The organism is Frankia sp. R43, from assembly GCF_001306465.1.
GTDB classification, from domain to species: Bacteria; Actinomycetota; Actinomycetes; order Frankiales; family Frankiaceae; genus Parafrankia; species Parafrankia irregularis.
Genome location: NZ_LFCW01000016.1, coordinates 22,756 through 44,911 on the forward strand (window position 1 = coordinate 22,756; position 22,156 = coordinate 44,911).

Annotated in this window: 18 protein-coding genes, 2 pseudogenes and 1 CRISPR repeat array; of the genes and pseudogenes, 3 read left to right on the plus strand and 17 right to left on the minus strand. The window is 70.6% G+C overall.

Annotated features, from left to right (window positions below; genetic code table 11):
• Positions 1-351: 351 nt before the first annotated feature.
• Positions 352-510, minus strand: a pseudogene (locus ACG83_RS47430) (integrase core domain-containing protein); the annotation flags it as partial.
• Between the two features lie 198 nt (positions 511-708).
• Entirely contained in the window at positions 709-1,623 is a 915-nt protein-coding gene (locus ACG83_RS40135; RefSeq protein WP_200931469.1) for a 5'-3' exonuclease H3TH domain-containing protein, read from the minus strand.
• 189 nt (positions 1,624-1,812) lie between these two features.
• Between ACG83_RS40135 and ACG83_RS40140 the strand changes: the two genes are divergently transcribed.
• Positions 1,813-3,111, plus strand: coding sequence for an MFS transporter (locus ACG83_RS40140; RefSeq protein WP_235498503.1), 1,299 nt, complete (start codon positions 1,813-1,815; stop codon positions 3,109-3,111).
• Positions 3,112-3,355: 244 nt separating this feature from the next.
• On the opposite strand, the gene ACG83_RS40145 is transcribed toward ACG83_RS40140, so the two are convergent.
• The 5 genes from ACG83_RS40145 to ACG83_RS40165 all read right to left on the minus strand — a co-directional run bounded on the left by ACG83_RS40145 (position 3,356) and on the right by ACG83_RS40165 (position 8,055).
• On the minus strand, positions 3,356-4,156 hold the full coding sequence (locus tag ACG83_RS40145) for a hypothetical protein (RefSeq protein WP_054571485.1): 801 nt from the start codon (positions 4,154-4,156) through the stop codon (positions 3,356-3,358).
• Positions 4,157-4,647: 491 nt separating this feature from the next.
• Positions 4,648-5,733, minus strand: coding sequence for a pentapeptide repeat-containing protein (locus ACG83_RS40150; protein WP_054571486.1), 1,086 nt, complete (start codon positions 5,731-5,733; stop codon positions 4,648-4,650).
• 192 nt (positions 5,734-5,925) lie between these two features.
• On the minus strand, positions 5,926-6,267 hold the full coding sequence (locus ACG83_RS40155) for an Lsr2 family protein (RefSeq protein WP_054571487.1): 342 nt from the start codon (positions 6,265-6,267) through the stop codon (positions 5,926-5,928).
• Positions 6,268-6,689: 422 nt separating this feature from the next.
• On the minus strand, positions 6,690-7,166 hold the full coding sequence (locus tag ACG83_RS40160) for a hypothetical protein (protein WP_054571488.1): 477 nt from the start codon (positions 7,164-7,166) through the stop codon (positions 6,690-6,692).
• 175 nt (positions 7,167-7,341) lie between these two features.
• Positions 7,342-8,055 carry a hypothetical protein gene (locus ACG83_RS40165; protein ID WP_054571489.1) on the minus strand — a complete coding sequence of 238 codons (714 nt, stop codon included), beginning with the start codon at positions 8,053-8,055 and terminating at the stop codon, positions 7,342-7,344.
• Between the two features lie 500 nt (positions 8,056-8,555).
• On the opposite strand from ACG83_RS40165, the gene ACG83_RS40170 reads away from it, so the two are divergent.
• Positions 8,556-9,419 carry an SAM-dependent methyltransferase gene (locus ACG83_RS40170; protein ID WP_054571490.1) on the plus strand — a complete coding sequence of 288 codons (864 nt, stop codon included), beginning with the start codon at positions 8,556-8,558 and terminating at the stop codon, positions 9,417-9,419.
• Between the two features lie 326 nt (positions 9,420-9,745).
• Here the strand turns inward: ACG83_RS40170 and ACG83_RS40175 are convergent, their stop codons facing one another.
• Positions 9,746-10,618, minus strand: a complete 873-nt coding sequence (locus tag ACG83_RS40175; protein WP_054571491.1) for a hypothetical protein — start codon at positions 10,616-10,618, stop codon at positions 9,746-9,748.
• Positions 10,619-10,944: 326 nt separating this feature from the next.
• Positions 10,945-11,127 carry a hypothetical protein gene (locus tag ACG83_RS40180; RefSeq protein WP_152991662.1) on the minus strand — a complete coding sequence of 61 codons (183 nt, stop codon included), beginning with the start codon at positions 11,125-11,127 and terminating at the stop codon, positions 10,945-10,947.
• A 659-nt stretch (positions 11,128-11,786) separates the two neighbouring features.
• On the opposite strand from ACG83_RS40180, the gene ACG83_RS40185 reads away from it, so the two are divergent.
• Entirely contained in the window at positions 11,787-12,341 is a 555-nt protein-coding gene (locus ACG83_RS40185; RefSeq protein ID WP_054571492.1) for a non-canonical purine NTP pyrophosphatase, read from the plus strand.
• Between the two features lie 287 nt (positions 12,342-12,628).
• On the opposite strand, the pseudogene ACG83_RS47700 reads toward ACG83_RS40185, so the two are convergent.
• The 8 genes and pseudogenes from ACG83_RS47700 to casA form a co-directional block, all read right to left on the minus strand.
• Positions 12,629-12,748 (minus strand): annotated as a pseudogene (locus ACG83_RS47700) (histone-like nucleoid-structuring protein Lsr2); the annotation flags it as partial.
• Positions 12,749-12,859: 111 nt separating this feature from the next.
• A CRISPR array of direct repeats spans positions 12,860-15,634; the repeat unit is 28 nt; unit sequence GGAAGACCCCCGCGTGCGCGGGGACGAC.
• Between the two features lie 18 nt (positions 15,635-15,652).
• Complete coding sequence (gene cas2e, locus ACG83_RS40190; RefSeq protein WP_054571493.1) at positions 15,653-15,931, minus strand: type I-E CRISPR-associated endoribonuclease Cas2e; 279 nt, start codon at positions 15,929-15,931, stop codon at positions 15,653-15,655.
• A complete protein-coding gene (cas1e, locus tag ACG83_RS40195; protein ID WP_054571494.1) occupies positions 15,931-16,932 on the minus strand; it encodes a type I-E CRISPR-associated endonuclease Cas1e in 1,002 nt (333 codons plus the stop codon). Before cas1e ends, cas2e begins: the two co-directional genes overlap by 1 nt.
• 2 nt (positions 16,933-16,934) lie before the next feature.
• Positions 16,935-17,705, minus strand: a complete 771-nt coding sequence (gene cas6e / locus ACG83_RS40200) for a type I-E CRISPR-associated protein Cas6/Cse3/CasE (RefSeq protein ID WP_054571495.1) — start codon at positions 17,703-17,705, stop codon at positions 16,935-16,937.
• 7 nt (positions 17,706-17,712) lie between these two features.
• On the minus strand, positions 17,713-18,537 hold the full coding sequence (gene cas5e / locus ACG83_RS40205) for a type I-E CRISPR-associated protein Cas5/CasD (protein WP_054571496.1): 825 nt from the start codon (positions 18,535-18,537) through the stop codon (positions 17,713-17,715).
• Positions 18,534-19,661 (minus strand): type I-E CRISPR-associated protein Cas7/Cse4/CasC, encoded by a 1,128-nt coding sequence (cas7e, locus tag ACG83_RS40210; protein ID WP_054571497.1) that lies wholly within the window; start codon positions 19,659-19,661, stop codon positions 18,534-18,536. The genes cas5e and cas7e overlap by 4 nt, the downstream gene beginning before the upstream one ends.
• A gap of 107 nt (positions 19,662-19,768) precedes the next feature.
• Entirely contained in the window at positions 19,769-20,359 is a 591-nt protein-coding gene (gene casB, locus ACG83_RS40215; protein WP_235498504.1) for a type I-E CRISPR-associated protein Cse2/CasB, read from the minus strand.
• A 26-nt stretch (positions 20,360-20,385) separates the two neighbouring features.
• The gene (gene casA, locus ACG83_RS40220; RefSeq protein ID WP_369812957.1) at positions 20,386-22,005 is read right to left on the minus strand and encodes a type I-E CRISPR-associated protein Cse1/CasA; all 1,620 of its coding nucleotides are present in this window, start codon (positions 22,003-22,005) and stop codon (positions 20,386-20,388) included.
• Between the last annotated feature and the right edge of the window lie 151 nt (positions 22,006-22,156).

A 22,156-nucleotide genomic window follows, 5' to 3' on the forward strand; every position in this document is an offset into this window, starting at 1 on the left:
GGGAAGTCGGGTGGTGAAAGTGCGAACGATCGCGGTCGGACACGAACGGGACTCCTCTCGCACGCTGACACGATGCCCTCAGTGTCCGACCGCGCGAAGAACGTGACTATGCCAAAAATCGGTAACGGCAATGCAGGACACGCATAGACACCGCAAGTTCCGGCAAGCGAGGATCCGGGCTGGAACGAACGCTCCCTCCCACGTGGCGGCCGTGCCCGTTCCCCTCAGACCCGTCGGGCCCGCGCCTTCTCACGGTTCGGGTTCGGCGGTTCCACCCGCTCTGAGAAGGAAGCCGTGTTCCGAGCCCTCACCACTGGGCCCGTTTTCGCCGCGTTCGAGCAGCGCGAGTGTTGCGTACTCGGCCAAGACAACGCGCGGGCGCCGCTCCCCGAAGATCAGCATCCGGTCGGTGACCTCGGTCCTAACGGTTCGGGCGAATCGTTCCGCGTAGGAGTTCGCCCGCGGGGTCCGGGGTGGGATCTTGACGGTGGTGATATCGGCGTCGGCTCCACCTCTCCCCAGGACGCGGGTGCCGCGTCCGGCCGGTTCAACTTCTCCCAACAGCTCGGCGGAGCCCTCGGCCTGGCTCGCCGCGACCCACCAATCCGGAGATGAGCGAGGCGCCACCGGCCCAGAGCGCGGCGTTGTCGGGGATGCGCCATGACCGCAAGGACCCGCCCGCCGGCCGGTGCCGGTCTGGCGTCGGGTTCATAGCGCGATGGGTGTGGTCGGCGCCGGTGGCGTGGTCGCCCACAGGCCGAGCTGGGCGATGACATCGCCGGGAATGGGCAGCGGCGTGGTGGCGATGCCCGTCGGTGTGCGGGGCAGCGGCACATCGTGGCGCATTCGGATCATTGCCCGCCAGGTCAGGACCTGCGGCCAGGCTGCGTGGACGGCCGCACCCTTCGCGCCGATGAGCCGGCCGGAGGCGGGTAGATCCTCGAGGGTCAGGCCACCGGCGAGCAGCGCGGCGGCGGTCTTCGGGCCGATGCCGCGTACGCCAGGGATGTTGTCGCTGCTGTCCCCGCTCAGGGCCCGCAGGTCGGCGAACTGAGCCGGATGCACTCCATAGCGGGTGAGGACATCGGCGGGGCCGATGAGCCGGCTTCCGGGCCGCCGTGCGGTGTTCAGGATCCGGATCGGCTGCCGTGTGCCATGGGAGTCGGGATCGGTGAGGAGTTGGTAGAAGTCCTGGTCCATCGACAGGATCAGGACGTCCCGCTCGGCGGAGGTGGCTGCGGTGAGGGTCGCGATGACGTCGTCGGCCTCGGCATCGTCGATCTCGATCCAGGTGATCCCGAACAGATCCAGGCCGGTCTTGACGTTGGCGAGTGCTTCCAGCGGCCGGCGGGCGGTGTCGCTGGTGTCGCGGTTGGCCTTGTAGTCGGCGTCGCTGGCCTGTCGCTCGGCGGAGCCGTGCTCGCCGTCGAACACCACCAGGATCTCCGGCCAGCTGTCGAGTTCCGCGGTCACCGCCTTCCGGAGAAGTGCGAAGAACATGAACTCGGTCGTGATGTCACGCCGCTCAGCATCCCGGGAGTAGATCTCCGCAGGGGTCCCGAAGCAGGCGCGAAACAGGAGGTTATGGCCGTCGATGAGGAACAGGGGTATTCCGGTTGTCATCACCACACCGCTTTCAGAAATGCGTCAGCGACCGTGGTGGGCCGGAAGTCCCGTGACCGGTAGTACGCAGCGCCACACGTTGCGGCATAGCGTACCGGGTCGGTCAGCCTGTGCGTGGGGGACGCCTCCCGGCCTCACCACGCAGTACTTCAAGCGGACGTGAGCATCGCGGGTGGTACCGTGCGCCACGTGCGGGATCAAGATCGCCGCAATCTTCTCCTCGCGTACGCGATTAGCGCGGCGGGCAGCGGGGTCGGGTCCGGGGCGCTGCCGATCGTCGCGGTTCTCGTTCTGCATGCCTCCGCGTTCGAGGTGTCGTTGCTGTCCGGCCTGGCCGGGCTGGCGGCCGCGGCGGTTCTGCTGCCGTTGGGTGCCGGTATCGAGCACCGGCGCAAACGTCCTGTCATGATCGCGGCGGATCTGGTGCGGTTCGCCGCGCTCGCGAGCGTGCCCGCCGCTGCCGCGCTGGATGTCCTGACCTTCCCGCAGCTGGTCGTGGTCGGGGCCGTCTCCATCACGGCGTCGATCGCTTTCGCCGCCGCCAGTGGGGCGCATCTGAAGGCGATGACGGATCCGGAGGGCCGTCTGGCGACGAACAGCTGGTTCGAGACCACCGACTGGATCTCGAGTACGGCTGGTCCGCCGGTGGGAGGGCTGCTGATCGGCGGTCTCGGGGCGACCGCGACGATGGCGCTCGACGCCGTCTCCTACCTCGGTTCCGCTCTTGGCGTGCGGCGGCTCCGGACGAGCGAACCACCGCCGCCCGAGCGTTCCGCCGACTCCGGTATCCGGAAGGGATGGCGCTACATCCTCGCGCACCCCGGGTTGCGGCCGCTGTTCTTCAACGCGATGCTGTTCGGCGGCCCGGTGGTCATGACTTTTCCGTTGCTCGCGGTCCTCATCCTCGACGACCTTCGGCTGTCCGTGTTCGCCTATGGGCTGTCTCTGGGTGTGCCGTGCCTCGGTGGGATCGCCGGGTCACGGCTCGCGCCGGTTCTGGCCCGCAGGTACGGGCAGCGGCGTGTGCTGCTCGTCGCCGGCGCGGCGCGCGCTCCCTGGCTGCTGCTGTATCCGCTCGCGCCTCGCGGCCTCACCGGACTGGTGATCATTATTGTGGCGGACACGGCGATCCTGACGTGCGCGGGGGTGTTCAACCCGGTGTTCGCGACCTATCGGATGGAGGTCACCGCCGACGCCTACATGGCCCGCGTCCGAACTGCCTGGGGGATCGGCGCGAGGACCGTGCAGCCGCTGTTCATCCTCGCCGGCAGCGCACTTGCCGCGCTCACCGACGTCAGGACCACGCTGTTCCTCGCGGGACTGGCCTGCACGGCCAGCGCCGCGCTGCTGCCCTACCGGACCCTGTCGACGGCGTCCGCAGCCTCCGGCGCGCCCCTTCCGGAAGGACTGCAGGTCGGCCCTGGGCGCGGGTGGCCCGTCACTCAGGAAAGCCGTGAGCAGCACGCGTCCACACCGACGGACTCCTAGCCGCCTGGAATGCGCCCGGGGCGGGAGAGTTCTGGGGAAGACTGAGATCCATCCGGCGGCGCCTTCATCCTCGTCGGCGGGGGCACCAGGCCGACATGCCACAGGCGTTGGTTCTCATCGCTGACGTCGCCGAGGCATCCACCACCAAGCGGGGCCGTCCCGGGCCTCCACCGTGGAGCTCACCAGGACCGGACAAAGACGGCCAGGACTACAGCGCCCACACCGGTCCTTTCAGGGGGCCCTGCTACGCACGGTAGAGCGCCCACGCGGCGGCGGCCGAGGCCGTTCGGGATGTCCACGCGTCCCCGCTGGCCTGCGCGATCTCGGCCCACAGGCGTGCGTTCGCCCTGGCGTACGCGGCGACAGCGCCGGCGGGGGCCGCCGGCCAGGACGGGATCTGACCGGCCCACGCCTCGGCCTGGGCAGCGGTGTGCCCACCTTCGGCCATGAGCCACACGACCAGGCCCGCCGGGTCCAGCCATGCCGCGCCCCGGGTCGCCCACGCCCAATCCACCAGGTAGGCACGGTCGCTGATCAGCAGGTTCGCGCTGTTCCAGTCTGTGTGCAGCAACGCGGTACCCGCGAACATCTCCGCTTCGGCCGGCTCGGTGACGTAGCCGCTCAGCCGCTGCTCCGCTTGTTTGAGCGGGAGATCCGGGCAGGCGACCTGCTGAAGCCGCCGCAGGCACTCGGCGATCAGGGGAAGATCGTCGGAGCCCGGCCGGTAGTCCGCATGCCGCCCGTCGACATGCTCGAAACCGGACAGATCCCACCCGTCCTCTTCCACATGCCACAGCAGCCGGGGAGACAGCCCGACCACGTGGGGGTTGATCTCACGCTCACGCCGTTGCGTGATGATCTGCCGATGACTCATCGAGAGGCCCTTACAGAACACCGTCCCGGAGCGTGTCCGCAGTGTCGCGGCAATCGCCGAGTTGAAACCACCCGACGCCGTCGAGGCGGCCGTCACAGGCCCCGTATGTGCCTCCACCGCCCGCCGGACGCCCGCGGGTAGGTCGTCCCAGTTCATCCGAGACAAGGACATGCGCATCCTCCCAACGAACGAAGCGCCCAACCCCAGCGTCTCTGAGGCCGAGCCGCTCCGGGACGCGACGCACCTCAGCTGGGATGGCGCGCCGCACGAGCCCACGCGCGTCGCCGGGGCGAGGTGGACCGGGCGAAGCGGCGAGCCCGGCCGTGTCGAACGCGAGGAGATACCCGATCGCAACCCGACACGGGCATGGCCCGGTATCGCGGATGCCGCCTCAGCCGGATCTGGCCCTGCGGCGGATGGAACGCCCCCAGCTCGGCTCGACGTTCCTCGGCCGACCGGGCCCGGATACTCGGGCCGTCTAGGATCAGTGTGTCTTCGGCCGCTGCCAGATCAGCTCGCAGTACTCGGCGTGCGATGCCGTCAGCACGAGCACCCACCGCCGCGCGGCCGGTCGGCCGGTGGAAGCCCTTCTCCCTCCTGTGGAGGTCGCATCCTGCCAGTTGCCGAGGGCGGTCACAGAAACCGGCTGGGTACGTGACCGGTCAGGAACCCCCGCCCGGCCGGACCAGGGACGGGTCGAACGGCGGCCACGACGCCGGCCGCTCCACCCCGTCCGGCAACCGCGTCCGCGCATCTCCGTACGCTGCGGCGACCTGCCCCGCTACCAGCCCCTGGGCGTTGGTGAGGTCCGCCCCGGACAGCTCGGCGTCGGTGAGGTCCGCTCTGGACAGCCGGGCGTCGGTGAGGTCCGCTCTGGACAGCCGGGCGCGGGTGAGGTTCGCCTCGTACAGCCAGGCGCGGGTGAGGTTCGCCCTGGACAGCTCGGCGTTGGTGAGGTCGGCCCTGGACAGCTGGGCGTTGGTGAGGTTTGCCTCGTACAGCCAGGCCCCGATGAGGTTCGCCCCGACCAGCATGGCGCCGGTGAGGTCCGCCCTGGACAGCTCGGCGTCGGTGAGGTTCGCCCCGGCCAGCCGGGCGCCGGTGAGGTTGGCGTTGGCGAGGGTGAGGCCGGTGAGGTTGGCGGGGCCGGTGAGGTCCGCGCCGGTCAGGTCGCTGCGTGAGACATCGGCGAGGACGGGCAGTCGGCCCAGGACCTGGACGGCGGCGCGGATGTCCGCCGCCGGCGGTAGCGGTGGGGGTTCCTGACCGTCGGGCGGCGGTGGGCGCAGCGTGGGGTCGGTGCTGCGGGTGCGGACGAACGCGGAGAGCACCTCGACGACCGTGCGCTGATCCGCCGGGGAGTCGACCGCGATGCGTTCCAACGCGTAGATCCCGGCGAGGCGGACCCCGAGGTTGTCCGGATCGTTGAGCAGCTTCGCCGCCTCCACGTACAACTCCCGCACGTGGGTGTTCGCGTTCGCCTGCCGGGTCTCAGCGTTGGCCTGCCGGGTCTCGTCCAACGCGATCAGACCACCCGCCACCGCCGTCAGTGCCGCGGCTGCTGTTAACAGCCCGCCCTGCAACGCCGCCCGGGCCTCGGCGCCGCCGTCCGTGCCCGGCGGGTACATCCGGCCCGGCAGATGCCAGATGCCCACCACCGCCGCCACCGCTCCGACTGCAGCGACCCCCGCGCAGATCCACAGCCACCGCCGACCGGTCAGCCGACGTGCTCCCCCGTTGTCCGCCATGGGAGAGGTTGTATGCCACCGTCGCGATCGTGCACAGTTCGTCCGGGATGATCCATCTCCTGCCACGTCCCCGCCAGGCGGCGAACCGACTGCTGGACCCTCGCGGCGGGCGACTCATAACCCCTCGTTTCGAGGTCCGGGCGCCCGGCGCTCCCCGTGACGACGCACGTCATCGGCCCCGGGCTGGTGCGGCTAGTGGGCCTTCTCGAAGGCCTCGACGATGTTCGACGCGATACGACCCCGGTCGCTCACCGTGTAGCCGTTGCTCCGCGCCCACTCCCGGATATCCGCGGTACGGTCCGCGGCCACGGCGCGCGGTGACGCGGCACGCTGTCCGCGCCGCCCACCGGCCGCGCGGCCACCGGAACGGCGTCCCGCGGACACGAACGAGGCCAGCGCCTCCCGCAGCTTCGTGGCGTTCGCTTCGGACAGGTCGATCTCGTACTGGGCGCCGTCCAGTCCGAACCGGATCGTCTCGTCGGCGGTTTCACCGTTGAGGTCATCGATCAGCGAAACGATCGTCTTCTGTGCCATAGATATTCCCCACTCTACCCGTGGACCGTGTATCCACGACGTATTACCTACCGTATCGCGTGACTGCCTGGACCGGCCGCCCCGCCCTCAACATGACGGAAAGTCTTCCCGCTCGGAGCACCACAAAGGGACTATCGAGAACGCGGAGGAATCTCATGGCACCGGACCGAACACCGGGAACCGGCGGAGGCCGGAAGGCGGCGTTCACCGAGCCGCCGACCAGCCCATACGGGTGGAGCGGTCGGACTTCTCCGAGCACACGATCGACAGACGGGATCCGACGGTCCGACGGTTCCGGAAGAACATGTCACACAGAACCCCGGCATGCCGTGGACGAGGGCGCCTACCGGGAATGACTCCGATCTCCTGGATCGGTGACAGCTCCGGGGTAGCGGATCACAGGCAGGATACGAGGCTGATGGTCATGGACGGCTTTCCTTCCCGAGGGCCGCGAACTCGGCTTTCTGCTCGTCGGTGAGGGAGGTGCGCAGCGCGGTCCAGCAGTTGTCGTCGCGCGGCAGACCGGCACGGTGGTCGATCCACCAGGCGGCGTCGGTGCGCTCGCAGATCCGGTCGAGCAGCCAGTCAAGATGGTCCCCAGTCGCGCCCGGTATCGTCGCCAGCGACAGCGCTCTTTTGATCGTGTTGTCCCGCAGGACCAGCGCCCAGGCCACCTGCCGGTCGGTGCCCGCGAGGGTCGGTAGCCCGTCGAGGTCTGCTTGTCCCGCGGCCTGTTGCGCTGCCCGCTCGGCCTCGACCGCACGCCGCTGGCGTGCGCATGCCTGGCAGGGCCGCATCTCCGTCCGGTTCGCTCTGGCCTGCCGGGTGTCGCTCGGCCCGTAGACCTGGATGCGTTCGACGGCACCGCAGCAGTCGCGCCTGATCGTGTACCAGGCCATCTGAGTCCCCCCTCGGCGATCGCCCGCGGTTCGTCGATGCGAAAGGTCGGAGCGCACAGCGCCCCAACCCGCCGTCCTGCCGGGCGGGCGACACGGTCAGGTGGACTCGTCGTCCGGCTTCGCCGCGGGCTTGTCCGGTCGACCGGCCAGACCGGGCCTGATGCCGCGGTGCCCGTCAGACCGGCCGAAGCGCCGGCCGCGGTGCGGGGCCCGCCGTCGCCCGCCAGTACGAGGTCCGGGACCGCTGCGGCCACACGATCCGGGTGCCGCGCGGCTGCGCCGGTGCCCGTTCCAGCACCTCACCCGGCCGGTCCCGGCCGATCACCCGGCCCGCGGGATCGACCAGAGCGGACACCAGCGGCCACACCTGCGCCACGACCAGGCCAGCCATCTCCACGCTGGCCGCGAGCCGTGGATCATCCTCCCGTGCTCCTTCGACCAGGCCGGCGGAGGCGTTCGCGGTCATCACCCGGGACGCGGCCTGGAACGACCAGCGCACCGTCGGCTGGTCCAGGTGCACGGGAACGGCGTGCAACCCCTCCCAGGTCCCGTCGGTGTCCATCAGCAGCCGCAGCTCGGCGCCACCGGTTGCGGCGTCCCACTCGGTGTGTGCGAAGAACCCGCGAGGCCAGGAGACCCCGGTGGTCGTCTCGGGGCGCTCGGGCAGCGGGACGTACGGGCACCAGGCCGGCAGGCCCGTCAGGAGCCTTTCGCGGTCGATCCGGATGTCCTGCCCGACCGCCGGAAGATGCCGGACCGCCAGGTCCTCGTCGATCTCGATGACCGCACGGTCCAGCCACCAGGTGGCCAGCGCGGCGAGACGGCCGATGTCGTCCGGGCGGGGGCTGTCCTGCGGCCGGCGGGGACCCGCGCCCGCCACCGCCGCCATCGGTAGCCAGCACCACCCCGGCCAGTCCGGCCACGGCTTCACTCCACGCCGGCCCGCCACGTCCCGCATCCAGGACAGCGCCGGAGCGTACCGGCTACGGCACTCATCGAGATGCCGATCAGGGTCAGCGGCCACGCGGAAAGCGTAACCAGCCCCCACGACACACCCGCATACAGCGCCACCCCGACCGGCGCCCCGCGCGAGGAGCACGTGCAGGCCCGGCGCTCGGCGCTGGGGTGGCTCCCGGTCCCTTCGTCCCAGGCCGCGCGCCGAACCCGCGACCGTGCCGGTTTTGTCGACGACGGTGCGACGGCGGGACCTGAACCAGGTAAATACCGCCTTCGAGGTCCGACAGCGCTCGCGCCCGCGCGGCCTGCGTTCGGCAGGCGCGGGGTGGGCCTGTCACCGCCGACCACGGTCCGCCGGGTCCTGCGGGGAGGGCGCCTGCCGCCCGTTAGGGTGATCCCAGATGATTACGCCGGATCTGGGGGTTGTGTACGGTGACCGATGCCGAGGCCGGCGCGTCCAGCCCGAAGCCGTGGCTCACCTGGAGGCGAGACCAGATCAGCCCGGTTGATCTGAAGACGGACGTTCCGCACACCGCCCGCATGTACGACTACTACCTGGGCGGTAAGGACAACTTTCCCGCCGACCGGCAGGCAGCCGAGCAGGCGCTCGCGGTGTTTCCGCACGGCCGGGTCACCGCCCGGCAGAACCGCGCGTTCCTGCACCGGGTGACCCGATTCCTCGCCCAGGAAGCGGGAATCCGCCAGTTCCTGGACGTGGGCACGGGTATTCCGACCTCGCCGAACCTGCACGAGGTCGCCCAGGGCATCGACCCGGGCTGCCGGGTGGTCTATGCCGACAACGACCCGATCGTGCTCTCTCACGCGCGTGCTCTGCTCACCGGCACCGGTGAGGGCCGTACGGCCTATCTGGATGCCGACCTGCGGGAACCCGAGAAGATCCTCGAGTCGGCCGAACTGCGCGACACGTTGGACCTGACCCGCCCCGTCGCGTTGTCCGTCATCGCGCTGCTGCACTTCATCCCGGACACCGACGACCCGTACGGCATCATCCGCCGGTATCTCGACGTGCTTCCGGCCGGGAGCTACCTGGCGCTCACCCACGTCACTCCCGATTTCGCGCCTGACGAGGTCGGGCGGGTCGTCGAGATCTACCGGGGCCAGGGCATCCCCGCCACGGTCCGGACCCGCGGCGAGGTCGAGCGTTTCTTCGACGGCCTCGACGTCATCGAACCCGGGGTACAGCCCGTGCACCGCTGGCGGCCCGACGACACCAGCCTGGACGGCCCGACCGACGCCGAAGTCAACGTGTACGGAGCCCTCGCCCGCATCCCCTGAGCGCGGTCCCCGTCATGGCCTTCACATCCGACAGGTCGAGCACCTTCACCACGGCGTCGATGATCGGCCTGGGCCACGGCCGTGGGGCGTGGGGGAAAGAGGCCGCCGACCAACGGTGAAGAACCCGCCTTCCTCGCGGGTCACTCCACCGCCGTGGGCCAGGACTACAGCCGGACCGACGGCCGAGTTCGGGAACGTGAAGGTGCCGGCCAGTCGGAGACCGTCCAGAGTCCGCATCGACGTCGTGGTTTCGTGGACAGCCATGGTGCTCCTCTGCGGTTCGGATGCGGCTTCGAGCATCTTCCTCATCAGAGCCGGGTGGGCCGCTACCGGAGGGACCGCTTGGGGGCCGGGTTCTTCGGCTTCGCGGGGCGTGGCGGCAGAGCGCGGGCCGCGGCGGCGGTGAGGGCGTCGAGCAGTCGCGGTAGCCCGTCGGTGCCGGTGATGTCCACGGCCATGCCGGCGAGGTCGTCGAGCAGGAGCAGCGCCGAGGCGGCGGTGTTGGCTACCAGGCTCCAACCGTCACCGCTGGCGCGCACGAGCCGGCCACCACCCGCGGCCTGGCGGGCGCGGACCGAACCCGGGGGTGGGTGGTCCGCCTCGGCGAGCCGCCAGAGGTCGCGGAGCGCCCGCACTACAGGCGGATGGTCCGGGGCCGGAGCACGGGGCAGGAGGTCGATGAACCGCACCGACGGTTCCAGATCGGTGTCACCCCAGTTGAGCCGGTCGAACTCGATGTCCGTGGGGTCACGGGTGTCAGCGAGGTCTTCGGTGAGCTGGTCCGCGGCCCGGCGCCGGCCGGCCTGCGCCCAGCCGGTCGTCGGCGCGGTGAGCACCGGACCGGCGTCGGGCGGATCGTGTGGTGCGGGACGGTCCGCGAAACCGATGGTGGTGTCGACGGGCCAGCCGGGCCGGGTCGCGACCACCGTGCCGGCGTCGACGTCGGCACCCGCCTCGATGCCCATCGACCAGATCGACAGCGTGGTGGCGACGCTGCCGACGTCGGTCGAGATCTGGGTCCAGCGGGCCCCGCCGGCGTCCTGGCCGAGTAGCAGCGTGTAGCCCCCGGGGCTGGTCTCCAGGCCGAGTGCGGCGCACGCGGCCTGGTAGTGGTCGCCGAGCTCGCCGGGGAACTCCTCCGCCGTGCACAGCAACGCGGTCACGACATCGAACACGGCCGGTTCCGGGCTTCCGGTCACGGCATAACCCTCGCCTTGTCCTGCGACAGCTTCCGATTCCCTTCGCCCAGCATCCAACACACGGTCAGATGCTCTGGACTCCACTCCCGCCGCATACCACCGCCCCGACCAGAACGATCACAGATCGTTGCACGCCTGGTTAGCAGTCTGGCACGCAGGGTGCATTAGTTTCCTTGAAGTCGCAGAAAGCTACGTGACGGCTGATGGTGCGGCCCCGGGTCCTGGGCTGTGTAGCGAGGATGTCTCGTAGGCCGCGTCGTCGTTCTCGCGGATGACCGCGCCCCCGCTCGGCCGGATCTCCCGTCGCGTGGGAGGGGGATCCTCTGCTATTCCTCGACGCTCACGAACCGGACCGATCGCCAGTTCACCAGCGCCCGCCGCCCGCCGGCCAGGTGGAGCTGCTCGACCTCGCAACGGAACACGGCCTGCTCGATGCGCTCCCGCTCAGCCTCAGCGTCGACGTAGGCGTCGGACAGCTCGTACCGTTCGCCATCGATGATCAGCCACACGTCTACCAGGATCGCACGGGCGTTCGATGAGTGACGTTGGGCGTGCCACGTGACCTGCACATACGGGCCGGCGCCGCCACTCGTTTGACGTGCGCCGGGCCGTGCCCCCACCGGCCGCTGGCGACCCGGCGCACGCGATCAGCCTAGGTCGGCCAACGGGATCACGGTGTTGACTCTCCGTGCCCTGATTGGCCTGGCTGCGGTTCGGATCCAGCGGGCCGGCGGGATCACTCGTCGTCCTCGTCGTCGTCCCAGATCGCGCCGACACCCTCTTCGCCGGCCGCCGCGTCTCGCGCACGGCCATCCCATCCGCTCTGGGCGGGGGCGGAGCTCAGTCCGCCCGACTGATCCGATCGGCGGACTCGTGGTCCATCGGAGTCGACTTGCCCGTGACAACTCCCTGTGATCTCGAGCCAGAAGGCGTTCAGGCTCCCACCTAAAGCGATCGTGCTCGCCGGTCTGCCGCATGAGGTCCGCGCCGTCGTATCGAGATGTCGAGGAGCCGCGTGCCGACCGCAACCTGCAATTTTGATCATCTACCCGCCGCCGACCATCCCACGACACGAGCGCAGGATGGGGAGAGCAGCCGGGCGGTGGACCATCGGTACGGCGCCACCGCCGCGCCAGTACGGCGAGACCACCCCGGAACGAGGAACACCATGATCGACCGCGTCGCGCTCGTCACAGGGAACGCTGGTAAGGCCCGCGAGTACTCCAGCCTCCTGGGCGTCGAGGTCACCGCGACCAGACTGGATCTCGTCGAGATCCAGTCGCTCGACGTCGCGACAGTGGTGGAAAGCAAGGCCGCGGACGCCTACGCGAAGCTGCACCGTCCGGTACTCGTCGACGACACCGGTCTGGCGCTCGATGCCTGGAACGGCCTCCCCGGCGCCCTCGTCGCATGGTTCCTGGACACCGTCGGCACCCAGGGGCTCCTCGCCATGGCCGCGGGCGTAGCCGACCGCGGCGCCACCGCCACAACCGCTCTCGGCTATGCCGACGCGACCGGCGTCCGGGTCTTCACCGGCACCGTTCACGGAATGCTGACCACAGAGCCTCGCGGCAGCGGGGGCTTCGGCTACGACACCATCTTCGTGCCTAGCGGCAGCACCCAGACGTTCGCGGAAATGCCGAGCGAGGAGAAGAACGCGATCTCGCACCGCCGCCTGGCCGCCGATGCCCTCCGCGAGGCCCTGGAAACCTCCGCTTCCTGAACCCCGCATGGCAGAGGGGTGTGCCCGGTAGTCTGTTCGTCCTCGCCGTCCGGGTCTGCGTCGATGACCTGGCCTGCTCGTGCTGGCTTCGGCCACGGTCGACACCGACATCCCTGCGCCGTCGGCGGCCCGCATTGTCCGTGGGCTGTATATCTGGACACCAGCGCCGCCGCGCCGCGAAACAGCCCGACCCGGTCCAGCGCGAACCGCATAACCCGCGGTCTCGAGGTCCGAGCGTCGTGCGCCAGCCCGCCGACGGCACACGACCGCCGGTCGAGCCGAAGTGGTCAGTGGGCCTTGGCGAACGCTTCGACGATGTTCGCGGCGATGCGACCCCGGTCGCTCACCATATGGCTGTTGCTCCGCGCCCACTCGCGGGTCCGCGGTACGGTCAGCTCCTTTGGAGCACGGGTGGCACGCGCTCCACGCTGTTAACTACCCGGGCGGCCACCGGAACGGCGGCCCGTGGGAACAGCGGGAACGACTTGCCGCCTGCGTCGGTGTAGGGGTGGACGACGGGAAGTCCCCCGCGTACGCGGGGACGACGGCTCGGACGACGACGTGCCCCCGTTGGGCGCGGGAAGACCCCCGCGTGCGCGGGGACGACACGGGACCGTCCGTCCACTCACCCTGAGCGTCCGGAAGACCCCCGCGTGCGCGGGGACGACGTCCGGTGCCCCTGGGCGACCCGCAGCCGGTCGGGATGACCCCCGCGTGCGTGGGGACGACGGCCGCGAGTCCAGCCCACTTCGTCGCGGTCTGGGAAGACCCCTGCGTGCGCGGGGACGACGTGGTGAGGGGGGTGGCGTTGGAGGTGAGGATGGGAAGACCCCCGCGTGCGCGGGGACGACATGCCCCCGAGCGCGTCGCCGGTGGACCGCAGGGGAAGACCCCCGCGTGCGCGGGGACGACGCGGTCGGGGAGCGGATGCTGCGGATGGTGCGGGGAAGACCCCCGCGTGCGCGGGGACGACCACCTGGCATGGCACTGAGGTACCGGAAGCGCAGGAAGACCCCCGCGTGCGCGGGGACGACCGGAGTCCTCCGGAGACGCGGTCTGACCTGCGGGGAAGACCCCCACGTGCGCGGGGACGACGTGCCCCATCCACGCGACTGGGCGATTTCGAGGGGAAGACTCCCGCGTGCGCGGGGACGACCAGACGTCGATACGAACAACGTCAGCGCCCGCCGGAAGACCCCCGCGTGCGCGGGGACGACTGGGAAGTGGCCGGACAGATCGGCAAACGCGATGGGAAGACCCCCGCGTGCGCGGGGACGACGGTGACGTGCCGGCCGGTGGCTGGGGCCCGCCGGGAAGACCCCCGCGTGCGCGGGGACGACGACGCGGCCCAGCTCGGCGTCGAGCAGATCCGGGGAAGACCCCCGCGTGCGCGGGGACGACGAGCGAGACGCGCGGCGCGCTCCGCGAGGTGGAGGAAGACCCCCGCGTGCGCGGGGGACGACAGCGCCCACCCTGCCTGTTCGGCCTCCAGTGGGGGAAGACCCCCGCGTGCGCGGGGACGACGATCTCAGACGCCAGCACCGGAACTTCCATCCGGGAAGACCCCCGCGTGCGCGGGGACGACGCGACGGTGACCCAGCCCAGCGCCGCCGTGGTGGGAAGACCCCCGCGTGCGCGGGGACGACCGTGACCTGTGCCGTGAAGGGTGAGATCGTCTGGGAAGACCCCCGCGTGCGCGGGGACGACCGTGACCTGTGCCGTGAAGGGTGAGATCGTCTGGGAAGACCCCCGCGTGCGCGGGGACGACACGGCTGGGCCCGATTACGTGCCGCTCGGCGTGGGAAGACCCCCGCGTGCGCGGGGACGACCACATGTGGACACACCCCATTCCGGGCCGCCAAGGAAGACCCCCGCGTGCGCGGGGACGACACCGCGTCCTGCACCTGCGGCTGGACCGAGCAGGGAAGACCCCCGCGTGCGCGGGGACGACCTGGACCTGTCTGCTCCCCACGTCGGGTACAGCGGAAGACCCCCGCGTGCGCGGGGACGACAGCCGATCCCGACCGGCACCACCATCACGGACGGGAAGACCCCCGCGTGCGCGGGGACGACACTGTGTGGCTGATCGGCCGGATTGTGGGGTGGGGAAGACCCCCGCGTGCGCGGGGACGACTGACCGTCCATCTGTGGGACGATGATCCAAGAAGGAAGACCCCCGCGTGCGCGGGGACGACCCCCATCGAACCCCCGACCGATGACGATGACGGGGAAGACCCCCGCGTGCGCGGGGACGACGCCTGCTGCGCAGCGCGCACGGTGGCCGCACCGGGAAGACCCCCGCGTGCGCGGGGACGACTCCCAGGAATTCGTGCCTTCGAAGGTGCTGTCGGGAAGACCCCCGCGTGCGCGGGGACGACGCCGCGATGAGAACCCCGAGCTCTTTTTCCCGAGGAAGACCCCCGCGTGCGCGGGGACGACATCGGCCTGCGTCATGGTGGTGGCTCCCATCGGGGAAGACCCCCGCGTGCGCGGGGACGACACGACGAACGCGGCGAGTACGGGGATCGGTAGGGGAAGACCCCCGCGTGCGCGGGGACGACCGTGTAGTCGTAAGCGTGCCGTACGGGGAGAGAGGAAGACCCCCGCGTGCGCGGGGACGACCCTCATCTCCTCGGCAGGCCGGTACGTCGTCCGGGAAGACCCCCGCGTGCGCGGGGACGACGCTCTGCGTCCATGACCTCTCCAGGCTGGTCGGGGAAGACCCCCGCGTGCGCGGGGACGACAGGTCGGTACCCGCAGCGAGACGGTCCCCGATGGGAAGACCCCCGCGTGCGCGGGGACGACTCGGAGTCGGCCGGATCGACGAACAGCAGATCGGGAAGACCCCCGCGTGCGCGGGGACGACCAGCACGGTCTCCAGCGGGGAGGGATCCACGCTGGAAGGCCCCCGCGTGCGCGGGGACGACCGTCCCTACCAGCCCGAGACAGAACAACAGCACGGAAGACCCCCGCGTGCGCGGGGACGACGCGGGGCCCGAGCGCCAACTCGGGTGCCCCCGCGGAAGACCCCCGCGTGCGCGGGGACGACGGGACCTGCGCGGACAGCGGCAGCATGTCGGAGGGAAGACCCCCGCGTGCGCGGGGACGACGCCGCTAACGCACTAACACCCAGGTCAGAACCGGGAAGACCCCCGCGTGCGCGGGGACGACCACCCGATGAGCCGATCGGTCGAGGTCGTGTCGGGAAGACCCCCGCGTGCGCGGGGACGACCCGGAGGTTCGCCTGCCGAGCTACCAGCTCGGAGGAAGACCCCCGCGTGCGCGGGGACGACACTTGCTGAGCTGGGGTTTTAGCTGCGGGGGCGGGCGAATAGCATCAGTCCGTCGTAGTCGATGGGGTGGTAGCGGTCGCGGCCGGCGGTGCGGGCGGCCCAGCCTTGTTCGTTTTTGGCGGGTTCGATCATGACTGCCTGGCCGTCTCCGATACGTTGGGCGAGCAGGGTCCAGAGGCGGTCACGGATGCGGGCGCCGGGGTTACCCACGTAGACACCGGCGGCGATTTCGATCATCCAGCGGGTGAGGTGACCGCGCAGGCCTTCGGGAGCCGCGATGAGGACGATGACGGTCATCAGAACGGCGGTGGTGTGACGTCGGGTCCGGTGATTCCGAGGCTGATGAGGTCGTCCCACCCGTCGGCGAGCTCGGCAGCCCAGTTGACGCCGCCGGGGACCTCGCCGTCGACTTCGTCCCACAGGTGCAGACCGTCCTCGTCTGGAGTGGGGCTGTCTCCGTCGACGAGGAGGTCCTTGATGTCGTGGACGATGCGGGCCATGAGATGGCCGTCGGCGACCTTGTCGCGGAAGGCGGTCCGTATGTCGCGTTCGTCGGTGTGGCCGGCGGCGGCGAGATCGAACGCGAGCGGGATGGTGTAGTCGGCCTTGTACAGGTCGGCCTTGTACAGGTCGGCGATGTCGAGGACGAACGAGATCGCGGCGCCGGTGTGGACGAAGCCGAAGGCCGGGCTGGCGCCGATCCCGACGATGGCGGCGTGGCAGATGCCGTAGAGGCAGCTGTGCCCGGCGGACAGGAGCCGGTTGATGTCGTCCCCGGCGGCGAACGGGTCGCCGGGGCTGTAGACACGCCGGTTCCAGGGAACGCCGGTGCGGTCGGAGTGGGCGCGGTAGATCTTTTTGATGCGGGCGCCTTCACGGCCGCGTAGCTGTTGCATGGTCGCTGTGGCGACGTCGTCGTCGGGGAACCGTTTCGCGTACATGCGGCGTGCGACGCCGAGACGTTCCTTGGTGCGGGTGACCAGGTAGGCCTGCCGCAGCAGCAGGCCGGAGCCACGGGCGGGGCCGAGGCCTGCGGCGTGCATGCGCACGCCACGGTCACCGACCCAGCACACCGCGGTGCCGGAGTCGGCCAGCAGCCTGACGGCCCCGCTGGTGATGCGGGTTCCCGGGCCGAGCAGCAGGGTGGCCACGAAGGCGGCGGGGACACTGACGGTGCGCTGCTTGTTCACGATGACGACGGCGTTGTCAGCGCGGTCGACGTGGCTTTTCTCCACGTAAAGGGAGGACACCCGATCCTCGATGCGGTGCAGGTCGAGGGGGTCGCAAAGCCACCACATCCTCACCCGCCTCCCGTGGTGGCGGGGCTGGTGAGGGGTGCGAGGGTGAGCAGCCCACAGCCGTACGCCTTGCCGGATCCGACGCCGCCGAGGAGGGTGCGCCGTGCCAGGTCGGGGTCGGTGACGCGCAGCGCACCGTCGAAGGTGGCGGTGCTGAGCACGACCTGCCGTTTCCGACCGTCCCCGCCGGGACCTTCGTGTGGCGTGGTTGTGCGGTCGGGTGCCTTTTTGGTGAAGGTAAGCCGTTCGCGGGCGGTGAGTGCGACGGCGGGGCCGGTGTCGGTGTGCAGGAGGGTGAATCCCCAGCGGTCGACGCGGCTGGTCAGCCAGGCAAGTTGGTGGGCGGCGGTGCGGTGCGGAACGCGCACGCCGCGGGGCCGGGGCCCGGCAAGATGTTCCTTCTGCGCGACGGAGGGGTTGGTCGGTTGGCGGGTCGCGGTGACGGGGTTGGCGCGCAGCCGGAAGGCGAACTCGCGGCCGTGCTGCAGCCGGTCGAGCAGCGGCTGATAGTCCCGGATCATCGCCTCGCCACCGTCGGCAGCCGGCCAGCCGGCCTGTTCGACGAGGTGCGCCCAGGACGGCCGGGACTGGGTGAGAACGAGCAGCTCCGCCCGGTGGGCCTGGCGGGTTTCCAGCCGCCACAGGACCCGTTCGGTGACGGGTTGGACCGCCAGGCCGCCGAGGACGGCGGCGTGGGTTCTTTCGGGGCTGCGGAGCAGCGCCTGGGCGCTGGTACGTAGCGGGTTGAGCCAGATGCGGGACAGGTAGGTCATGGACGGCTCACCATCCCAGCAACGCGAACGGGTCATGTGCTGCAGGCCCGTCGGTGTCGGTGGGGTCGACGGGCCATGGAGGTGGGAGCCGGGCCCAGGTCTGGCGGACCCGTCGGGTGGTGAACCCCCGGTCACGCGGGTCGAAGCTGGTCGGGACGTCCCGGCGGATCTCGTCGCCGTTCGGGTCGTCGACGGTGACCGGTAGATCGATGGTGCGCGGGCGGGGCCGGGCGGCGGCGAGCCGTTCCCGCTGGGCATCGCTGGCCTGCCACGGCACCGTGTTCTCCAGCACCGCGGCTGGGTTCCCGTCCCACAGCGCCGTGTCGCCACGACCGGTGGGGGTGAGGAGCAGCGGCTGGGTGGGTGGGCAGGAACGGCGCCCCAGCGCGAGCGGGAACGCGGGGGCGCGCAGCGCGGCGACGAGCGTGTCCAGAACCGGTTCGGGGCCGCTGACCGCGGCGATGAACACGGCGTCCTGCAGGTAGAAGCGTTCGGTGACGTGGGTGTGTTTCGCGGGCGAGGTCGGTTTCTGGAGGCCTTTCGCCGTCACCGCGGCCGACGGCAGCGGCCGGCCCCGGTAGTCGCTGAGGGTGTGGTAGTCCCGCAGCAGCGTGCCGGGCTGGTCGGTGCGTACCCCGAACGTCAGCGTGAGGAGGGTTTCGATCGGGTCGGTGCGCCGCAGCCCCTGGGCGGCGGCGAGCAGGCCCACGAGCCCGCTTTTCGTCGGTTCGGTCTGGGTGTCGCGGCGGTTGAACACGCTGGTCCCGCCCCAGGACTGCACCGGGCCGGCGAGGCGCAGCACCAGGCAGCGGGCGGGTGTGGGGCTGGTCATCGGGTGGTGGCCAGCCGGTCGCGAGCGGCGGCGGTGACCGTGTCGACCAGCTGCGGGAACGGCACGGACCCGCCGAGAACGGCGGCCTTGTCGCCGGCGTCGGCGGTGTCGTACGTCGACACCGTCAGCTCCGGGCGCAGTCCCCACCGGGTGGTGGTCCGGTCCAGCTCGGCGGCGAACTCGGCGACGGACCGGGCGAGCAGACCGTGGCCGTTCGCGGTCACCGGCTTCTCGAACGCGGAGACCAGGTTGACCGGCTGATCGGCGCGGACCGTGACCGTGAGCAGGTTCGGGACGGTGCGGTGCGCGAAGGAGTTCCCGTGCCCGGTCGGCATCGACGTGGTGAACGCGACGAGGAACACCCGCAGCGCCTCGACGGCCGCGTCGAGGTCCCCGCCGAGGTTGTCGAGGAGCTGGTGCAGGCCGACGGTCGCGAACCGGTACAGCGTCGCGGACTGGAACTCCACCGTGCCGATCATTCCGGCGCCGGTGTCCTCCTTCGGGTTCTCGTCATCGACGGCGGTGAAGTAGTCGTACTCGACGTCGGCGGCGTGGGTGGACAGCGCGTGCGCGACCTGGGTCGCCGCGTCCACGTTCAGCCCGGGAAGGTCCGCGACCATCCGCCCGAACAGCGCCACGTCGATCGGATGCCCGGTTCCGAGGGTCTCCCGCACCGGCACCCCTTTCACCGCCTCCGCCAACGCCGCGTCGTCCAGCCCGGCGAGACGCGGCAGATCTGCCTCGATCGCGTCGACGAGCCGTTCCAGCTGCGGACGTCCGAAGAACAGCAGGTAGGCGGTCTCCGCGGCCTTCTTCCCCGCCTTGATCCCCAGATCGGACAGCACGCTCGTCGCGACCCGGGCCGCGTCGTCCGGGCCCAGCCCACCGCGGGAGGCGATCCTCTCCGCGAGCAACGCGGAGATCTTCTTCGTGCGGGTCCCCAGCGTCGCCGGGTCCACCAGGTCCGCGAACGCGGTCCGGGTCGCGCGCTTCCACGCCTGCGACGACACCCGCGCCCGCTTCACTCCACCGTAGATCGCCTGCTTCGGCGTACCGGCGTCATCACGATTCAGGTTCGACGGCGGAACCGTCTGCAGCACATGAACATCGACATAGGTGCGCATAGAAAGTCTCTCTCATCTCGCGGCGGCGGAAACGCCGCCCGCGCTAGCGACAAAATTGAAGTAATCCACCGACGCCGAGCCCGGCGTCGCAGGGCCCGGCGGCCGGGTCAGCCCGCGGTGGGTGTAGCGGCACCGTTCCCGTCGCGGTTCAGGAAGTAGTCGGACCCCCAGCGGCGGCGGATCCCGCCGACCTTCGCCGGGTCCTGCCAGGCGACCAGATCCCAGTAGAGCTGGGTGTAGTCGAGGCGCTGCGGGTTCGGGAGGCTTCGCATCTGGCGGACCAGGCCCCGCAGATGGTGGGCGGCCTCGTTCAACGAGGTCGCGGTCGCCGCGGCGGCGAACCGGCGGTCGACCGCCTCCGGGCTGAACTTCCCACTCTGCCGCACGCCGGCGACAGCCTTTCCGACGCTGATACCGCGGGTGTGCATCAGGGTGGGCTGGGACTGCTGGTGGACAGCGAACAGCACCAGCGCCACATGCTCGGCGCGCAACGCGGCCGTCATCTTCCCGTCGTGGTTCAGCGTCGTGTAGTACCGCCACATCTGCGGGACCGTTCCGGGCTCCCGGTTGGCGCCGAGACGCAACGCGGCGAGTTTGGCCCCGTCGGGCCGGCCATCCGCGTGCTTGAGTTCCCAGAAACGCAGCCTGTACTCCGGCTCGGCGGGAACGGAAACAGGCGCGGGAGGATCAGTGGTCATGGTGTTTCCCGACGGTGAGAGAGTGGTCATGCCGTTGCCGTTCGGGCCGGCGGAACCGCTGTCGCGGATGCCGGGCCGAGGATCGTGTTCAGAGCGCGGCGGAACGACGCCTCCGCGACCGCGAGCCGCGGACCGAACCGCTCGCCGGGCTCCCGGCCAAGGAACGCGCCAGGGCCCGCGGCGGACAGCACCGGGTCCGCGACCTCCCAGGCGAGCCGGCGTACGACGATCCGCCAGGCGTCCTCGGCGTCCTCGACCATGTCGGGCTGATGTTGCAGGCCCGCCAACAGCCGCCGCACCACCGGGGTAAGCCGGTGGATCAGCAGGTCTCCGAGGCGCTGCCCTCGATCCCAGGGCAGCTTCGCCGCACCATAGGCGGCCCGCAGATCATCACCGAGACGGTTCGCCGCGATCCGCAGCGCCTCGGCCTCATCGGCCACCTGCAGCAGCGTGTAACGCACCCGCGAATCCGCCGCGAGCGCGACCACCGGCAACGGGATCTCATCGACGATCACGTCGTCCACGACCGCGGACTGGGTGCCGTACGACACCCCGACCGTCAGGACCCGCAGCGGAAAGTCGTCCGCCACATACCCTTCGGTCTGCAGGCCGGCCACCTGCCGCATCACCTCCGGGGCCGACACCCGCTCCGCGGTCGGTCCTCGGACCGCCAGCAGGCCGGCCAGTCCCCGCCATGCCGCCCGGCCCGGCTGGTGCCGCACCGGCCGCACCGGCGGATCGCCCTTCTTCGGCCGCTCCACCTGCCGCCACGCGGTGTGCGGCTCCAGATCATGCACCGACGAGTTCAGCCGGTCCCCCGCGCACAGCACCACCCGGGACACCACCACACCACCCGACGCGTCCGTCTCGGGGATCAGCCGGATACGACGGGCCTGCCAGGTCAGCAGATCCGCCAACCCCCACGGACGCCGTGTCTGCCACCTGCAGGTGGCAGGTTCGGGTGATTTCCACTGGGGAACGTCGTCGGACCGTCGGCCGCCGGCCGTGGCGATCGGAAGGTTCAGCATCAGCGTCTCGAACAGCGTCGCGCCCATCGGCATGACGACCCCGAGCTGACCGACCGGCCCGGTCGGGTTCCCTGTCGTCTTCCCCGCCTTCACCTGCGGATCACCGGCAGCCCCGGACTTGATCGCCGCGGTGTCCCAGCACTGCGCGGCCAGCAACGCCCGCGCCGCCGCCGCCGGCGTCAACGCCGGCGGGTCGTTCTCCGTTCGCGCGCTGAAAACCGGCACGTTGTTCCCCGACGCCAGCCGAGACAGCAACAGCGAGACCGGCTTCGTCTCCCCCTTCTCCGTCCGCAGACCCGCTACCTGCGCGAATGGCCTGCTCACATCAAACAGATCAAAACGATCAGCTAGATCGTCCAGATAGGTACCGATCCGGCGCGCGGCGTCGCCATCAAACCCGCCAGGGGCGAACCGGCGCGCCCAGTCGGCGGAATCCTTGGGAACCCCCAGGGCATCTATCACGACCGGTATCAGAACCTGCCGCAGCACCGCCACCGTCTCCAGCGGATCGACAACCGCCAACCCCGACAAACCACCGGCACCCAGCAACGCGCCCCTGAGACTTATGTCCCGGACGCGACCATCATCGACCACCTGAATCCACGGCTCAACCCGCAGATCGAATCCGCTCAACGATTCCCCCGTCCCGCACGATTCACGCCTTCCCCCCGAAGGCCACCCGATGTCTACCAGACCCCTCCGACAGTTCCGAACCGGCCGACCCCGTCACGTCACCCAGACACGAGAAAGAGGCCGTAGGGGACACGGT